General features: G+C 63.8%; 1 protein-coding gene. It reads right to left on the bottom strand.

All coding sequences use genetic code 11. From position 1 onward, the window contains the following. A partial coding sequence (locus EN869_RS34095) for a GAF domain-containing protein (RefSeq protein WP_135916171.1) occupies window positions 1-287 on the bottom strand: 287 nt, incomplete at both ends.

Raw genomic sequence — 287 nt, 5'->3', positions numbered from 1 at the left:
CCGGCGATCACTTGCAAAATCGCGCCGGTGGCCATCTGCTGTTCCAGCGACTCGGCTAGGTCGCGGTTGCGGGACTCCACCTCTTCGAACAGCCGCACGTTCTCGATCGCGATGACCGCCTGATCCGAAAATGTCTGCACCAGTTCGATTTCGCGCGTACTGAACGGCGAGACCGACGAGCGGGCGAGGACGAAGACGCCGGTCACGGCGCCGTCACGCATCAGCGGAACGCCCAGCAGGGTGCGGAAGCCGCCGAGCCGTTGGCCTTCGATATTGGTATACTCCGG

It is taken from the genome of Mesorhizobium sp. M2D.F.Ca.ET.226.01.1.1, assembly GCF_004022705.2.
Taxonomy (GTDB): Bacteria; Pseudomonadota; Alphaproteobacteria; order Rhizobiales; family Rhizobiaceae; genus Mesorhizobium.
Note: the sequence above shows the minus strand (reverse complement) of the source record. Positions and strands in the feature narration are given on the sequence as shown.